The organism is Rhizobium rhododendri (assembly GCF_007000325.2).
Classification (GTDB): domain Bacteria; phylum Pseudomonadota; class Alphaproteobacteria; order Rhizobiales; family Rhizobiaceae; genus Rhizobium; species Rhizobium rhododendri.
Window position 1 is genome coordinate 366,422 of the sequence record NZ_CP117269.1, and the last position, 15,424, is coordinate 381,845.

12 protein-coding genes and 5 pseudogenes are annotated in these 15,424 nt (G+C 55.8%); 8 read left to right on the forward strand and 9 right to left on the reverse strand.

What is annotated here, in order from left to right:
* Positions 1–2: 2 nt before the first annotated feature.
* From PR018_RS26715 to PR018_RS26730, 4 genes are all read right to left on the reverse strand, one after another.
* Positions 3–971, reverse strand: coding sequence for an ABC transporter permease (locus PR018_RS26715; RefSeq protein ID WP_142832046.1), 969 nt, complete (start codon positions 969–971; stop codon positions 3–5).
* A gap of 1 nt (position 972) precedes the next feature.
* Entirely contained in the window at positions 973–1,926 is a 954-nt protein-coding gene (locus PR018_RS26720; protein ID WP_142832045.1) for an ABC transporter permease, read from the reverse strand.
* Complete coding sequence (locus PR018_RS26725) at positions 1,923–3,416, reverse strand: sugar ABC transporter ATP-binding protein (RefSeq protein ID WP_142832043.1); 1,494 nt, start codon at positions 3,414–3,416, stop codon at positions 1,923–1,925. Before PR018_RS26725 ends, PR018_RS26720 begins: the two co-directional genes overlap by 4 nt.
* Before the next feature lie 92 nt (positions 3,417–3,508).
* Positions 3,509–4,531, reverse strand: a complete 1,023-nt coding sequence (locus PR018_RS26730) for a substrate-binding domain-containing protein (protein ID WP_142832041.1) — start codon at positions 4,529–4,531, stop codon at positions 3,509–3,511.
* Between the two features lie 154 nt (positions 4,532–4,685).
* On the opposite strand from PR018_RS26730, the pseudogene PR018_RS26735 reads away from it, so the two are divergent.
* From PR018_RS26735 to PR018_RS26745, 3 genes and pseudogenes are all read left to right on the forward strand, one after another.
* A pseudogene (locus PR018_RS26735) lies at positions 4,686–4,856 on the forward strand (IS66 family transposase); the annotation flags it as partial.
* Positions 4,857–5,680: 824 nt separating this feature from the next.
* Positions 5,681–6,418 carry a helix-turn-helix transcriptional regulator gene (locus tag PR018_RS26740; RefSeq protein ID WP_244615541.1) on the forward strand — a complete coding sequence of 246 codons (738 nt, stop codon included), beginning with the start codon at positions 5,681–5,683 and terminating at the stop codon, positions 6,416–6,418.
* A 43-nt stretch (positions 6,419–6,461) separates the two neighbouring features.
* A pseudogene (locus PR018_RS26745) lies at positions 6,462–6,598 on the forward strand (IS3 family transposase); the annotation flags it as partial.
* A 528-nt stretch (positions 6,599–7,126) separates the two neighbouring features.
* On the opposite strand, the gene PR018_RS26750 reads toward PR018_RS26745, so the two are convergent.
* From PR018_RS26750 to PR018_RS26760, 3 genes are all read right to left on the reverse strand, one after another.
* Positions 7,127–7,588 carry a protein rhiC gene (locus tag PR018_RS26750; protein WP_142832037.1) on the reverse strand — a complete coding sequence of 154 codons (462 nt, stop codon included), beginning with the start codon at positions 7,586–7,588 and terminating at the stop codon, positions 7,127–7,129.
* 83 nt (positions 7,589–7,671) lie between these two features.
* Positions 7,672–8,076, reverse strand: a complete 405-nt coding sequence (locus PR018_RS26755) for a phage tail protein (RefSeq protein WP_244615539.1) — start codon at positions 8,074–8,076, stop codon at positions 7,672–7,674.
* Positions 8,077–8,401: 325 nt separating this feature from the next.
* Positions 8,402–9,097 (reverse strand): protein rhiA, encoded by a 696-nt coding sequence (locus PR018_RS26760; protein WP_142832035.1) that lies wholly within the window; start codon positions 9,095–9,097, stop codon positions 8,402–8,404.
* Positions 9,098–9,486: 389 nt separating this feature from the next.
* Here PR018_RS26760 and PR018_RS26765 point away from each other — a divergent pair, with 389 nt between their 5' ends.
* The gene (locus PR018_RS26765) at positions 9,487–10,083 is read left to right on the forward strand and encodes an acyl-homoserine-lactone synthase (protein WP_244615538.1); all 597 of its coding nucleotides are present in this window, start codon (positions 9,487–9,489) and stop codon (positions 10,081–10,083) included.
* On the opposite strand, the pseudogene PR018_RS26770 reads toward PR018_RS26765, so the two are convergent.
* Together PR018_RS26770 and PR018_RS26775 are read right to left on the reverse strand one after the other, a co-directional pair.
* Positions 10,056–10,553 (reverse strand): annotated as a pseudogene (locus PR018_RS26770) (IS630 family transposase); the annotation flags it as partial. The gene PR018_RS26765 and the pseudogene PR018_RS26770 overlap by 28 nt on opposite strands.
* Before the next feature lie 271 nt (positions 10,554–10,824).
* Positions 10,825–11,208, reverse strand: a pseudogene (locus PR018_RS26775) (transposase); the annotation flags it as partial.
* 383 nt (positions 11,209–11,591) lie between these two features.
* Here PR018_RS26775 and PR018_RS26780 point away from each other — a divergent pair.
* From PR018_RS26780 to PR018_RS28690, 4 genes and pseudogenes are all read left to right on the forward strand, one after another.
* Positions 11,592–12,016: pseudogene (locus PR018_RS26780) on the forward strand (integrase); the annotation flags it as partial.
* A 511-nt stretch (positions 12,017–12,527) separates the two neighbouring features.
* Positions 12,528–12,734, forward strand: a complete 207-nt coding sequence (locus tag PR018_RS28665) for a hypothetical protein (RefSeq protein ID WP_425064182.1) — start codon at positions 12,528–12,530, stop codon at positions 12,732–12,734.
* Between the two features lie 442 nt (positions 12,735–13,176).
* Entirely contained in the window at positions 13,177–13,422 is a 246-nt protein-coding gene (locus PR018_RS26785; RefSeq protein WP_142832030.1) for a hypothetical protein, read from the forward strand.
* A 905-nt stretch (positions 13,423–14,327) separates the two neighbouring features.
* A complete protein-coding gene (locus PR018_RS28690) occupies positions 14,328–14,435 on the forward strand; it encodes a hypothetical protein (RefSeq protein WP_142832028.1) in 108 nt (35 codons plus the stop codon).
* Positions 14,436–15,424: the final 989 nt, after the last annotated feature.

The following is a 15,424-nucleotide window of genomic DNA, read 5'->3' on the forward strand; positions in this document are numbered from 1 at the left end:
CTCTAGATCCGCAATTGTTTCTGTCGACCGTAGAGTAGCATGAGTGCGAGAAGCGTCGCGCCAAAGATCACCTGCCTTGACCAGACATCAAGATTGAGGGTGATGAGCACGCTTTGCAGTATGGTGAGCGCCACCGCACCCGCCATGGTGCCGAGATACCCGCCGGCGCCGCCGGCCAGCGACGTGCCGCCGATCACCACTGCGATGACCGATGGCAGAACATACTGGTCACCGACGGAAATGAACGATGTGCCGGTATAACCGATGACGCAGACGCCGGTCAGCCCGGCGAACAGCCCGGACAGGCCGTAAAGCATTGTGCGGATCAGCGGCACCGGTAGACCAACGAGGCTGGCGGCACGTTCGTTGGAGCCGATCGCGTAGACCGCAAAGCCAAAGGCGGTCCGACGCAAGACGAAAAGCATCAACGCGGCGATTAGCACCCAGACAAACAGAATTCCGGGGATGCCGAACACGAGCGGCTGATTGATGAACTGCGCCAGCATTGGCGCAGCCGCGCCCGACGGAACGCCTTGCGAATAAACCACGAGACCACCCTGGATCACCGCCGTCATGCCGAGCGTCATAACCAGCGGCGGAATGCGCACGAAAGTGATGCCGATACCATTGACGATGCCGATCAGCGCCGGCACGGCGGCGCCGACCACGACGGCGAGCAGAATGCCGCTATTTTGGCCGTTCATCATATTGCCGGCCAAAACGGCTCCGAAGGAAATCATCGCTCCGACAGAGAGGTCGATGCCCTCGCGACCGCCGAGGATGACGATGTTCTGCCCGGCCGCGACTATGCCGAGGATGGCGGCAACGGTCAGTAGCCGAATGATCTGGTCGCCGCGGGCAAAACCCGGCGACAGTAGTTCGCCGATGATGAGCAAGGCGATCGAGGCGGCAATGGCGATGGCCAGCGGATCACGCAGCCAGGTGTAAACCCGCGAAGTAGCAATGGTCATCTCAGCGCCTCGTCACAAAAACACCGCCCGCAAGAGCTGCGAGCACGATCAGTCCCTGCACCAGGGTCTGATATTCGAACGGCATGCCGGCAAAGAAGATGACATTGCCGATCAGCCCCAGGACCAATGCGCCGGCAATAGAGCCGAGCGAACTTCCAAAGCCTCCTGCCAACGCAGTTCCGCCGAGCACGACGGCGGAGACCGACGACAGCGCCAGTGTGGCGCCGAGCAGCGGATCGCCCGAGGCCGTCTCGCCGGTCAGGCACAGCGCCGCAAATGCCGAAAAGCAGCCGGAAATCGCATACGCTCCGATGCGAATGGCATTTAGTCGCAAACCGGTCTGGAAAGCACCGGCCCGGTTGCCGCCGGCGGCTAAAAGATGCGTGTGAAACGGCATCCGCGACAATGTCAGCGCAAAGGCAAAGGCGGCGATCAGGATCCACAGCACGATCGGCAGTTCTAGCATCGAGCCGGCATAGGTTTCCCAATAGGCCTGCGGAACCGAAAGACCGGCCTGGGGCATAACCCAGATTGCCAGGCCGGCGAAAACGATGCCTGAGGCAAAAGTCGTGACGATCGCCTGAAGGCGCAACACAGCGATGAAGATGCCGTTTATGATGCCACATGCCAGCCCCACCAGGATGCCCACGCCCAAGCCGATCCAGATCGCGCCGATGCCGGCATCATCGCCGCCGATAGCCGCGATAACCGATACCGTCACCACATTGACCAGGGCAGCGATACTGCCGACCGACAGGTCGATGTCGCCGCCGAGAATGACGTATGTCTGGCCGATGGCAACCAGGATGAGCGGCAGAAAAGTGGTCAGGTTCGACTGCAGGACGCCCGCCTCGATGAAGGAGGGCTGCAGGAAGGTATTGATCGCGGCAAGGAGGATCAGGACGACCAGGGTGATGGTCCACGGTTCCTTGCGCAGTGTCGATAGAATGCTCATACGGCGTCTCCATAGGCGGCGCGCGTCATGTTAACGGGATTGATGTCGTTGCCGGAAAGTTCTGCCGAAACCCGTCCGCCGTTGAAGACGAGAACCCGGTCGGCGAACTCGATGATTTCGGAATCTTCTGAGGAATAGAAAAGGATCGTCGCACCCGCATCAGCCTGCTGGCGCATCAGCGCAAAAAGATCAGCCTTCGCGCCAAGGTCGATGCCCTTGGTCGGGTCGTCGAGGAGAAGCAGCTTGGGCGAGGTCGCCAACCAGCGGGCGATGAAGATCTTCTGCTGGTTGCCACCCGACAGGGTGCCGATCGGCGCATCCATGTCGGAAAACTTAGTCTTCAGGTCCTCGGCGACCTTGCCGACCCTCTTTTTAAGCCCCGACGGCCGGATTACCGAGATCTTCTCCCGGACCATCAGGGCGGCGACGATGTTCTCGAAGATGGAACGGCCAGGGAAGGCGCCGTCGCGACCGCGATCGCCCGAGACATAAGCGATGCCCTGGCGAACCGCATCGGCGGGCTTGGCGATCCTGATTGTCTGGCCGTCAAACGACGTGGTGCCATCCGTGAACGGCGCCGCGCCAAACAACCCGCGCAGCAGGGACGACTGTCCCTGCCCCTGCAGGCCGGCAAGGCCGCATATTTCACCGGGATAGGCGTCGAAGCTGACGTTCCTCACGGTTGCATTGGAGACCGCGGCAACGGAAACACTGGCGGAGGATGTGGCAGGGCGCGCAGGCCGTGCCTCGGCCACACGCACGTCGCCGACCATGTCGCGAACCACTGCTTCGCGGCTGGTTTCGGCAATTGCCCGTTCAGCGGTTGTTGCGCCATTGCGCATGACTGTGACCTGATCGCAGACGGCAAACACCTCGTCGAGCCGGTGCGAGATCATGATCGTCGAAACGCCCTCCGCCTTCTTTTCCTGGAGAATGTCGAAGAGACGCTGCGACTGCCGGCCATCTAGCGCTGCCGTCGCCTCGTCCATGATCATCAGGCGTGCGTCTTGGGCAAACACCTTGAGGATCTCGACGATCTGGCGCTGGTCTGGCGGCAGGTTTCCTACAATGGCGGCCGGGGTCAGGCCCTCGCCCACAACACCATCGAAAAGCGCGATGAGCGCATCGGCAAGGCGCTGCATTTCCTTGCCATCGACGAAGGGGCCGGCCTTTATCTCGCGACCGAGAAAGATGTTGTCGGTAACCGAAAGCTGCGGCACCAGACTGAGCTCCTGGTAGAACAGCGCGATGCCGGCTTTTTCCGCGTCCCGCGGATTTCTGAAACTGACGGACGCACCGCCAAACTCAAGCGAGCCGCCGCTCGGCGCGACGGCACCCGCTATGATCTTGCAAAGCGTGCTCTTACCGCAGCCGTTGGCGCCAAGAAGCGCATGGATCTCGCCCTCACCGACCGTCAGTCGGCCATCGGTGAGCGCCCGTACGGCGCCAAAATTCTTCTGTATGCCGTCCGCTTTCAAAGCGTTCGTCATTCCACTCGCTCCCATGTCGTGCAATCGTCGCGGGCGCCTAGGCGGCCCGTCGGAGAAACAGGGCCGGCGTCGGTTCGCCGGCCCCTGGCGCATTACTTGAAGAACTGCGCAGCTTGGTCTGGCGTGACCTCTGCGGTCACCGACCAATAGCCCGGCTTGCCGTCCGCGCTCTTGATATTGTCGCCCAGGTTGGCCGCATCGACAAACGGGATCGGGATGTAGATCGCATTGCCATAAGTGCCACCGAAAACGCCATCCTTGAATTCCTTGCCTTGCAGCTTTAGGACAGCCACATTCAGTGCACTGGCCATCACGCCGGGCGGGTTGGCGGACGCACCGGAATTGTATTTCTTGTCGGCCCAGCGCTCCATGAAGTCCTTGCGGACCTCACCGGTCGCCGCGATGGATGCCGCCTTGCCGGCACCCTCGATAGCACGCCATGCGCCATCCGCCATGCCGTCCTGCACCCAGACGCCATTGATGTCTGGATAGGTTGCAAGCAAATTCTGCATTGCCTGTTGGCCCTGCGCCTGGTCCCAGTTGGCATTCGCCTGATTCAGGAGCTTGATGTCCGGGTATTTGGCAAAGATTTCCTTGTAGCCTGCGACCCTGCTTTCGTTGGCAGGATTGCCGGCTATGCCGTTAATGGCAACGACATTGCCCTTACCCTTCAGCGCGTCTGCGAGCCATTGGGCCGACTTGCGAGCCCAGTCCTTCTGGTCGATGCCAACATAGATCGCATCCTTAGAGGAGGCCTCCGCATCGGTGGCGACCACCAGAATATTGCGCGCCTTGGCCTGCGCGAAGATAGGATTGAATGCAGTTGGGCTGCCGGGATCGATGATGATCGCATTGACGCCCTGGTTCATGAAGTTACGAACATGACCAATCTGTCCTTGCACGTCGACATTGCCGCTCTGGACAACGACCTCGACCTTCACGCCCTTTTGGGCCCAAGCCGCCGCGGCGGCCTTGGCTTCCTCAATCATCTGAGTTCGCCATTCGCTGCCGACGAACGCGTTCGAAATCCCGATTTTGTATGCGCCGTCCTGAGCAAAGGACACAGTTGAGATGCCGACAAGAGTTGCTGCGGCAAGAGCAAACAATTTAATCACAGAAACCTCCTCCAACCGAATGTTACCGGTTACATTCTGAAATGTAACCGGTAACACATTTCGGTCAAGCAATTTTTGAAACTATAATCAGTATTACCGGTGCGTTCGTGCCGATGCGGAGCAGGAGAGGATGAAAAGCCAACCCAACGCGATCGGCATCCTGCAGGCCGATTGCTATAATGGCTTCAATCCTCTCTTCGACCGAACCAAGAAACAAACCCCGGTGACGCCAGCCTTCTGGTTTGCCCATACGCGGCGAAAGTTCTTCGAGCTGGCCGATGTCTCGCGCAATGCCCGGTGGGGCAAGCGGGCGCGGATACTTTCCCTGCCCGACGGCGAAAGAGGGCGGGGCGCACCTGATGCAGGCGCAATCGTCGAAAGCCCTGTCTCCACCTTCGTATATCAGCTTTATCTACATGGCTTCATCACAACCGATGGAAGGAGCATAATGACGCCTAGACCACTTGAAAACGAACATAAGAGGGATTTGAGCAGCAAAATTATCGCCGATCGTTTGCGCTGGCGGCGCAATGACATTGTTTAGTCGATATTCCGGGGAATTGCGTTCTGTAGATCATCAGACAGCGGCTAAAGATTAGGTGAGATCGATTCGCCAGATTGTCGGGTCGTCTGCCAGGACCAGGACGAATTTCGAGACAGACGCTCTATGATTTCGGCCTCAATCTGCTAGAAATTACGAAGCAAATTTTTTCGAAAAACTGCAACTCGAGCGTTTGAATTGATGAGACGAAATCCTATGCTAGCGGAGTGCAATATCTGTTAGATCAAGAAACGCTTGTATATTAGGCAGTAACCTTTACCGTCATCGTTTGCAACATTGAGAGCCGATGTTGCTTCGACGCGAGCTTTGTTAATGATGTAATTTTCGGTTGCATAACCGATCGGATCAGGTTAGCGTCACCATTGATATTAATCGAACGATGAAAGTCGTTCAAGCACAGCATACTCGCCAAGCTTGCATTTTTCTACGGCTTCGGCCGCGTGAAATGTGCACAGCATGCCGGCTCTATAGCCTTCCTGTGTCACGGAGCATTCATTCCTAACTTATGCAAGATTGGCATGAAATAAATTACTGCCCAATATTCAAGAGGCCAATATCCGATCAACGTGACGGAGCTGACGGTGGACATGGAGTTCTCAGCAATATCGAACGTCATGTTGGATTTTATAACAGAGACATCCCGTGCTCAAGACAGGGATGAAGTGTTTTCATCGTTAGGCAAAGTATCCCGACATTTCGGCTTCAGCTGCTTTGTCGTTTCCGGAATACCATTACCAATCGAACGCCTTGAGCCCTATCTTATCTTAAGCGGCTGGCCGATAGAATGGTATAATCGCTATCTGGAAAACAATTACGTGCATACCGACCCTGTAATACTCTTGAGTAAAACCCGTGACAGAGAATTTATCTGGTCAGATTTGCTGAACGATCACAAGCTCGACCGGCAAAGCCGTCGCGTCATGAGCGAGGCGAGTGAATTCAAGATGCTCGATGGTCTGTGCGTTCCATTGCATGCCGCGACCGGGCTTCAGTCGATAATCAGCTTCGGAGCAGAAAAGGTCGATCTCTGCGTATCGGCTCGAAGAGCTCTGTATGTCCTATCGGCCTACGCGCTTAGCTTGCTGCGTGAGCAGAACGCGAAAGAAGCAAAGCAGACGACTAAGAATCTGCCAAACATAACACCGCGAGAACGCGAGATTATTCAGTGGTGCGCCGCTGGCAAGACAGCGACCGAGATCGCGGATATTCTAGGACGATCGCATCGGACAATTCAAAATGAAATATTCAATCTTCAGCGGAAACTCGATGTCGTAAATGCGCCTCAGATGGTTGCCGAAAGCTTTCGGCTTCGAATTTTACGTTGAGGTCGCTCGTGTAGATTTCAGTGACGGTTGATGTTTCTTCCCTATGGCCCGGAAAGCAGTGGCGTTGCGCGGGGTGAGCATTACACTCGCCTGCCGCACCTTCTAGGTCAGTGAGACCTGCTACCGTCCAGCGCCAAGCTGGACGACGAGAACGAGCAGATTGCCGATCTCCTGATCGGCCGAGGGAAATGAACCGCTTCGTGACGGTCAACGAACCCGAGCTAGCCCAGCGTAAAAATGCGATCAACCGGTGGCTTTCCATGGTCTTCACATGCACTGCGGAATATCAGCCGCTCGCCAGCATCTCGACGAGTGCCTGCGCATCCGCCTTGTCAGTCTTCTCTGGCCGCGCCTTCTTAGCATCTGAGGCACGCCGCGCATCCATGCAGATATAGGAAAGCCAAGATTCTTCAGCCCATGGTAAAGCCAGGGCGTAAGCGATCCTCTCTCAAGCCCGACCTTCACGAGATGATCTTTCCATCTCTTCAGTCGCTAGGCGATCTTTGACGGTTGCTATCCACAGTCCCACGCCACACTACCTTGCATTCCTGATCAATAATGCAAATGTGGGTGCACTTGAGACTGACGTCCAATACAACATATATTTGCATCGCTGCTCTCCGTAAGGTCTTCGACAAACCAAGGCGGATGTTCTCATCAGCCGAGGGTGGCAGCAACCTCATATATGGAATGTATTATCAGCTTTTCTCAGCGCCAGACAGCACCGCCGAATTGGGCGGTGGCGTCTTTCGGCGTGATGCCCGAAAGGTCACAATGATTGGGGTTGTCCGGAACCGGCGCTTGCAGCAATCGCGCGCTCTTGACCGGCGCCTTGATCACGCAATAAGCGTCGAAGCGTTGTGGCAGTCCCGGCAGCGTAGTGGCGAAATTTCCATTTGGCTTACAATTGACACTCGCTCCCTCCATACGACCGGATTGATTGACCGCCTCACCACTGAAGTCACACGTCTTCCCTGTTGAGGATCCCGGTTGGCCTTTAGGCCCAGTCAATGTTACCCCTCGTATGACCACGCCAGTCTCGACTGGCGTGACACCGGCAGTAGCGTTGTTTTTGACCTTCATGGTCTCCCCGGCTATGCCCGGCTCCACCATAGTGAACATCAGTGCGACAGCAAGGACGAATTTGAAAGCTCGTGTTGTCGTAATCATCACATTTCTCCTCCTCTAGATGAACCGATAAAAATTAGCTGCCAATTCCGCAGAACTCCTTTGACGAATGGACCGAGAAGTGTCTATGGCCTTTCATCGAAATCTGATGAGATAGTTGACAGCGACATTTCGTGGGCGAGTTTCGGTAGATCTGCGGGTTGGCTTTTTGGCGAACCCGTCTGTGTTCTCGAGATGGACGTTCCCGCAGCAGTAGCCTGCTGCGAAATGCCTGCGGGCTGCGTCACGTCATAGGAATGCGAGTGAACCTGAATGGCCTCATATTGAAGCGAGCGGACAACATTGGCAACGTTATTGCCGGTTGGATCTTGTCGCTGCATCGCATCTGGGTCCATCCCGGCACCAGCATCGAATCCGCGTAAAAATAGCCCGCGATAGTCTGGAATCCGAAATTCCGGACTGACACCGTAGTTTCGCTCGCCGTACAATCCTCCCAGAACGGCATAGAGCTCAGGGTAAGCGACGACCAAAATATACCGTCCATCGCAGAGCATCCCACTTTGGGCCTCGACGCGAGTACGAGGGAACTCAGCCGCGGTGCCGGCTACCGAGCTCGAACCAGCGCAAGCCGCATTTGCCCAGACCTTGTTGGGCGAGCCAGAGACAGGACCGACCTGGCCGGCAAAGGAGCATACTGCGCCAATGGGAGGTCCTGCGAACAATATCGGCTTCCTCCAATGAGATTGAATCCTAGGGCTGCGCGCGAAGCCCGGGTTCGAAGGTTTAGCGCGCCAGGCCGCTCCGTTGTATCGGCTCCGGCTACCAGCGCCGAAGCCAGTATAAGCCTTTGAGCTCTCAGGCAGGATTGATGACCCAGCTATTATCTTCCTGCAAAGTGCCGACGAGATTGTAGACGGCCGATGGGAATTTAGCCTCGCTGGTCTGCGTGATAGTGTCGATGCTGAGAACCGATCCAATTCTCATGTTCGCTCCTGCAGCGATCCAGTAGCTCGGCGTCGGGGTAAATGTGTGCGTCAGGTTCGTGCCTGCCTGGACGACATAGGTTCCCGTTCCGGACATCCCAATTCCAACTGAGAAACGGTTGTTTGGGACCGACGGGGCGTCCTTGATTACGAGTGAACCAGCTGGATCGCCCTTGACCGGAACACTTAAGCCAGGACCACCATCAAGAGAAAACGTGGTCGTATTGGCGCCGGCAGGGCTGCAATCTTGATCACCGGACGCAAGAAAGTCTACGCCGGGGATCAGTTGACCAGTGTCGCTCCAAACAAAATTATAGTCGATTTCCCAGGTAAACTTTATCTGGTTGCCGACCCGAATTTGATACGGTGAGCAGAACCAAGCCAGTGAAAAGACGTCTGCCACCGGCTGCGGCATCTTCTGATAGACATAAAACGTCCATGCCTGGGCTGACTGATTCTTGAGAAGCAGTGAGTATTGAGTTCCCTGTGTAAGCGCCTGGCTCGCAGGCTGCGAAGCACGTGCCTGATCGGTGATTTCCTTCTTCGCGTAGCTTATATGCAAAGTCATGGTAGTTCTCCCCTTAGTACATTTTGATCGTAGATTGACTCACGCAAATGCAGCCGCTTGACCCTCTTAGAGATCACTTGAATGGTGTGAAGAGTGGTTATCGCTAGCTGCGATCTACTCGTTATAGTTTTTGATGAAACCGGTAAATGAGTAGATTTACTCTGTCGGGATAAGCGGAAGTTACCTATAATCGACGTCATTTGCATATCGTCTCTCTCCATGCAGGCGTCACATTAGAGGAAGCTACGCCACTAGAAATTCGCTCAATCGTTCGAAATAAGTATTTCTACTCATTTTTTGCAAGAACAAGATCGTGCATAGTGATCCAAATGGGGGCTGGACCTATGATAAGGATTTTCGTCGGACATAAGAATGTAGACAGCGCTATCATGGAGAAAATCTGGCGCTTCCGACACCAGCAATTCGTGGAAGGTCGCGGCTGGGAGGCTATTCGCAAAAGTGATGGAAGGGAAAGTGATGAATTTGATCACGAGACCGCCATACATTTCGTTGTACTCAAGAGTGGGGCGATAGTTGGATATTCCCGACTGCTACCAACTACGCAGCCACATCTTCTTTCGCATGTATACCCACAAATCATGCAGGGTCATGAGTTGCGTCGATCGCACGACATTTTCGAGTGGACACGGTGTGCCGTCGGAAGACGTGACGAGGTGATCGGTGGCGTTCCCGTTTCGCGTGTTCTCATGGTCGGTGTTCTAGAATTTTGCCGTGCTGCTGGCATTAGCTCTCTAATTGTTCAGACGCATCCAAAGCTGATCAATTCATTGCTGTCCAATGGATGGGAAATATCGTTGCTCGCACAGGTAACTCTCTACGACGATCAACCGATCGTACCTCTTGAAGTTAGACCTTCTTCGCGACCTACCAATATTTTCGCCAGCTCAAGTTCCATAGTAGACGATGAGCGTGATCGCCTAATACGGATCTTCACTGATCAAAACCCATTCTCCCATCCTCTGTGACCGATGGACATGATCCGCCATGGCTGTCTTTCGAGCTTTCGCCAGGCATCACAGCAGTGATTGACAATGTCGTCGTATCATTTGAAGACTCGGTTCGAAAGGCAGTTTTCGCGCATGAAGTGCCAGAGGTTTTCGACCGGGTTTAGCTCCGGCGATTTCGGCGGGAGTGGTAGGATGGTAATGTTTTCAGGCACGACGAGATGATTGGAAGTGTGCCAGCCTGCCTGATCCATGATGAGGATGGCGTGCGCATCCTCATCAACATGGCGGGCGATTTCCGGCAGGTGCAGCGTCATCGCGTAGGTGTCACACCACGGCATGACGAGAGCTGCCGCTTTGCCAAGCTTCGGGCATATTGCACCGAAGATGTAGGTGGATCGAGTTCGCTTGTCGTGCGGCGCGGACGGCCTTGAGCCGCGCTTGGCCCAGCGGCGCGTGATCTTGTTCTTCTGACCGATCCGGGCCTCGTCTTACATGAGGGTTCATGTGCCAACGTCATCGTGCCATATTTTTCTCCTTTAAAATTCCAGACAATCATTGCGAGTTTGGGGCGGCGCTGTGCGGCAGCCTTGGCTGCGTAACCTTACATGCGGTCGGGTTCAACTTGGAACCCATAACCATAATGCCTCATGCACGAGGCAAGCCCCAATGAGCACGACCAACCTGGAACGCGGTTCTTGGTTGACCATTGACGAAGACGGTCGTGCTCCTCGCACAGCCAGAAAATGCTGGCTGTGATTTCTATGCTGCTCGGAGAACGGCTCCGGCCGGGATTTCGCCGTTTTCGGTATAGCGCCAGAGCGCGATCAGAAGCTTGCGTGCCATCGCGACGATCGCGATACGTCGTGCCCGCCCTTTCAAATCGCCAACCCTCTGGTAGAACCAGGCAGCGAGTTCGCTTTTCGGCTGATATCGTAGCCAAAGCCAAGCTGCCTGGACCAATGTCTTTCGCGCTCGAGCGTTGCCTGCTCGACCGATGCGCCGGTCTTTATCGACATTGCCACTTTGGTGCGGCATGGGCGCAAGGCCGACGTAACTCGCCAACTGTTTTCTATTACCAAAATGGCGGTAGAAGACCTCGCGTGTCAGCACCGCTGCGAAGTTGTCACCAATGCCGTAAATTTCGCTGAGTGCTGTCAATCCACGTCAGAATTCTGGACGGTTGCCGTCATGGGCACTGACGAGCACTTTGACCTCGCCGCCTTCGAGTCCCCTCCCCGCCGCTCGCAGACGTAAGCCGTCCGAATTTGTACGTGGCCGCCAGATCGGGCTCGCGCCAATTAGACCATTGATATTTAGGAGCTATATCGGGATAGGCGTAGTTAATCTGGCCCTTATTTCCGTAACCAAATATTAACCATAACGGCCCCCTATCACCTCTGGTAAGTATCCCTTATCGATGGAGGTGGCTGACTTGAATCGCAAAACAACGAATTAGATACGTGCACTATCGATCGGCGGTCAAGACCATTGATCTGCAGGTTTTATGACCATGCGGTCACCCTCAAATGCTGTCGTCGATCGCCGCGCCTACGAAACTGGACGAACTGTTGACCCACCAGGACATCGAAAAGCTGCGCCACTTGGTCAACGGAGCGTCGGGCATATCAGCTGCGCGCGCTTACCTCCGACCTTGCCTACGGGCCTAGTCGCTGGCCGCGACCGGCGCCTCCCTCCCCTAGTCCGCAACCGACCGAGGCGCTGCTGCTGAAATTCGTCGTCCACCATCTCTGGCTACCCGAACAGCGCGACATCGATCCTCACCTCGCGGTATGCCAGCCGATGACCAGCAAAACCCGCGCTACCAACGGTTCCTTCGATCGTCGGGTCCGACACGGTGCGCCGGCGGCTTGCCAGTTTGTTGACACTGACGAAATGGCGCGTCTTCTCTCCTCCGTCGCAGAAGGCCGCGATACGCCCTGCTGTCCAGGCGACGCCGTGACCAAGGAAACGCAGCCCGGCGTCTTATAGCCAAGCGGTGAAGGCGGCCGGGGGCGCCTTAGTATCGGGCATTGCGACGACTGACCCGGCTTCGGGCAAATTGTCGATTCTCGATCGGAACGAGAGTCACGTCTAGATGAGATCTCAGCCCGATTGCAGTCCGACCGCGCGTAGTGGGCCGCCACCGAAGAGGCGGCGCTGTGACGGTCAGATGCCCAAGCTGGCCGAGATCACCTGCAGGAAATCAGACGGCGTTTCGATATCATACGCCTCTCACGCGAGCGCTGACAGATCGGCTATTAAGATCTTCTTACATTGGCACATCTCGATACATGGCCTGTTCGTCGTCCCAGTGCCGGTGATGATACCAATACACAGGCCTGTTACAGGCGGGCCCGAATTGACGAATTTCTGAAGCCCGGAGAAATCGACGGAAAGGTTGTCGCCACACTTAAGGGGCGCGTGCTGCTAGAAATCTGACCCGCGCCGAGTTGGCCCATTTTTTGGGCTCCGCCCCAGCCGCGTATGGTCAGTGTGAAAATGGCAAAACGGAACTGACCGCAACGCCCATAATACAGATTTACGAAGTTCTTGGTATTTTGCCCGACTACCTACTTTTCAATGCCGCTTCGGACCTATGGCGCGACGATCCAGGCCAGATGCATAGGTGCCGTCACATGCGCAGCTGGCGCAGCCGTTGCCCCGCCTGAAAGCCTCGAGACCCGTCGCCACTGCGCTGGAGGTGTCAAGCGCGCTCTATGCCCGGTAGGCCTCGCGCGTTCCCGCTCTACGCGGTCGCGCCGCTCGCGAAGCTCAAGAAATAGGTCTCTAGCAGAATATTTGCCGCGTCCCTATTTCTCTGGTCATTTTGACGCTCAAGAGCCAGGAAGCGCTGATCGTAGCCAGAGAAAACGCGATCGAGCTCCGCACGCGTCACCTCGGCAGTTGGGTAGATAAGACCAAGCCGTCGGGCGCCTGCGGTTCTCATAGCTACGCTAGGTACGCCACTTAAGCGCCTGCTGGGGGACCATGGACGTGACGACCGTCGATAGGCTTTGCTTGGTATTGGATGCTTCAATGCAAGCGACTCCGCGAACAGGGGTTGGGTTGTCCTTGATCGGCTGCAGCGCGAGATAGGCTAGGACGTCAGGAATGGTGATTGCCACGGCGCTGAATCCGATGAGCAGCGGCCATTGCGTTCGAGAGCCGCCCCTGAAGTCATCGGTTGGGCCGCGCAGCTATGACGCGATGTCGATGAAACTTTCGCCGCATCTGCACATCGATACCGGCAATCGCCCTCGGGTGGTTATCAACCCGCTCCGAGATCTGGACATAACGAGCGTCTTCGTTCATTCCCGCCATCTGACTGCTTCCTGCCGATGTTTTAATTTCCGATGAATGAACTTCTGCTGTGCCAGTCTATTGCTAGACGTAGATATGAAACGAAAACCATGCTGCATAGTTGGCGACTAGGGATCAGATTTTTAGTGCGCCAGCGGATTTCTACGACATTTTACGAATACCGAGAGCTCAGCGCCTAAGGCATCATCTCCACGCGTCTATCACGGCTTCGGGGTCGCGGCGCAGGCTCAGGCCTCGGCCGGTGTAAGTTGGAAACAGCGCCGGCCGGAAACCCGTAGAACCTCACTCATAACTTGGTACGGATTGAAGTTTATTCGCCAGGCCATCAGCCACCAGTTCGATCGGATGTCGTTGGCGACTGTGAACCTAATCGACCTTCCGTGAGCATGCCGGCCGACTTGAGCAACGACTTACGCCGTCAGGCCGAACGGGCTTCTAGATAAGATTGCTTATCATTTGTCACTGGCGACTCACGTTTCGACTTACTCAACTGTCAGCGGAGTTTATTGCACCTTTCCTATCATTTGTATGGATGTGCGGCGGGCGACCGATGCCCCGAAGGCGCGGCCTGAGAAGTCCGACAAGGCGGACGCGCAAGCACTGGCCGAGATGCTGGCGAGCGGCGGGTATTCTGCAGTATATGGAAGACCATGGAAAGTCATCGGCTAAAGGCCTTGTTGGGCGCGCGAGCGACTCGTCAACGTCAAGCGCCAGCTTTATAGGCAAGTTCGTGGGCTGCTGCGACCGTTCGGCATCAAAAATTCGGCTTGAGCCGGAGGTAAGCAATTCGATGGGAGGTGCGATCTTCCTGCACCGACATGATGGTCTTTATATCGGGATTGCGGCACTTTTTGATACGCTCGCAGGGCTTCGGTGGAATTGGCCCGCCTGGATAAGAAGGTGCGGCAAATATCGGCCGCATCAAAGCGTGCTGGCATCTGATGTCGGCGCCTGGCGTCGGACCGCTGACCTCCCTACGCTTGGTGGCGCCGGCGGAAAATTCGCGGCGCTTTGGGAAAAGCCGATCCACGGTTCTTACGTTGGCGTGACACCCAAAAGGTACCAGTCGGGCGATCGAGATGTGACAGACTCGATCTCCAGCCGGGGACGATATCTTACGGTATTATCTCTATGAGGCAGCAGGCTGCCTCCTAGCAGCGGTGACCGCGCCGTGCGCCTTGCGAAGCTGGGAGTTAAATTTGGCGAAATGATTGGGTCCAAAGCGGGCGCGATCGGCGGTGGTACGCAAATTGTCCGTCCTGCTGTTTGGGCTTTGGAAAAGTGAGGATCATCTCCAAGCCGTGCCGGGCGGCAAAGCCTTTTGCAACCGTTTTTTTTGAAGTTCACTCGCGGATATAGTTTTCAATGGCCATGAGGGACGTGACCGGACCGGGTCTGACGAATATGAGACAGTTGGATGCGGATCGAAGACCGCGTAAGTACACTGCATCGGCCCTGGATATGAGGCGAAAGGCCCCGGGTAGTGGTGGCGGAGATGCATAGACCGCACTACGAAGAGAACAATGGGACGCTTGTTATGCTTCAACCGGATTGGGGATAAGCGAAAGCACCCTGACTCAGCAACCAAATGTATATAACTGACTTTGACCAGATGCGAGAGATCAATCAATGCGGCGCTCATTTCCAAGACCTAGTTCGTTCTTTCTGCATTGCTTCGGTTCTTGGCGGAGGGCCCGGCGAGGTTCACTCAAGAAGTTGTCGCTTGAACTGGCCCTGGCGGAGATGCAGTAATGCGGAAGCATCCAGGGCATCTCTCATAGAGCGCGGGGCCATACCCGGCGCGCCTCTTTCCAAGCCGCATCCATTGGCTTAGGCTTAGGCGATGGGGTTCATCCGGCCCCTAACATCCCTTCTATGACGTATTGGCGGGTCCCCGAACTTTACAATTGTAAAGTCCTTGTGCGAGTTACGCTCGTTAATTTCTGCTTAGCGAAAAATCCCTTGAAGAATCGGACTCTCTCTGTCATCCGTGACGGTAATGATCTCGTTTAGTGATCGTAACCGTCAAGAGGACAGA

Excerpts from the sequence above, each read along its gene's own strand:
- PR018_RS26715 (WP_142832046.1), bottom strand. The coding sequence starts at position 971 with ATGACCATTGCTACTTCGCGGGTTTACACCTGGCTGCGTGATCCGCTG.
- PR018_RS26765 (WP_244615538.1), top strand. The coding sequence starts at position 9,487 with ATGGAGAAAATCTGGCGCTTCCGACACCAGCAATTCGTGGAAGGTCGC.
- PR018_RS26740 (WP_244615541.1), top strand. The coding sequence starts at position 5,681 with ATGGAGTTCTCAGCAATATCGAACGTCATGTTGGATTTTATAACAGAG.
- PR018_RS26725 (WP_142832043.1), bottom strand. The coding sequence starts at position 3,416 with ATGACGAACGCTTTGAAAGCGGACGGCATACAGAAGAATTTTGGCGCC.
- PR018_RS26760 (WP_142832035.1), bottom strand. The coding sequence starts at position 9,097 with ATGACTTTGCATATAAGCTACGCGAAGAAGGAAATCACCGATCAGGCA.
- PR018_RS26720 (WP_142832045.1), bottom strand. The coding sequence starts at position 1,926 with ATGAGCATTCTATCGACACTGCGCAAGGAACCGTGGACCATCACCCTG.
- PR018_RS26750 (WP_142832037.1), bottom strand. The coding sequence starts at position 7,588 with ATGATTACGACAACACGAGCTTTCAAATTCGTCCTTGCTGTCGCACTG.
- PR018_RS26785 (WP_142832030.1), top strand. The coding sequence starts at position 13,177 with ATGGTGATTGCCACGGCGCTGAATCCGATGAGCAGCGGCCATTGCGTT.
- PR018_RS28690 (WP_142832028.1), top strand. The coding sequence starts at position 14,328 with ATGTCGGCGCCTGGCGTCGGACCGCTGACCTCCCTACGCTTGGTGGCG.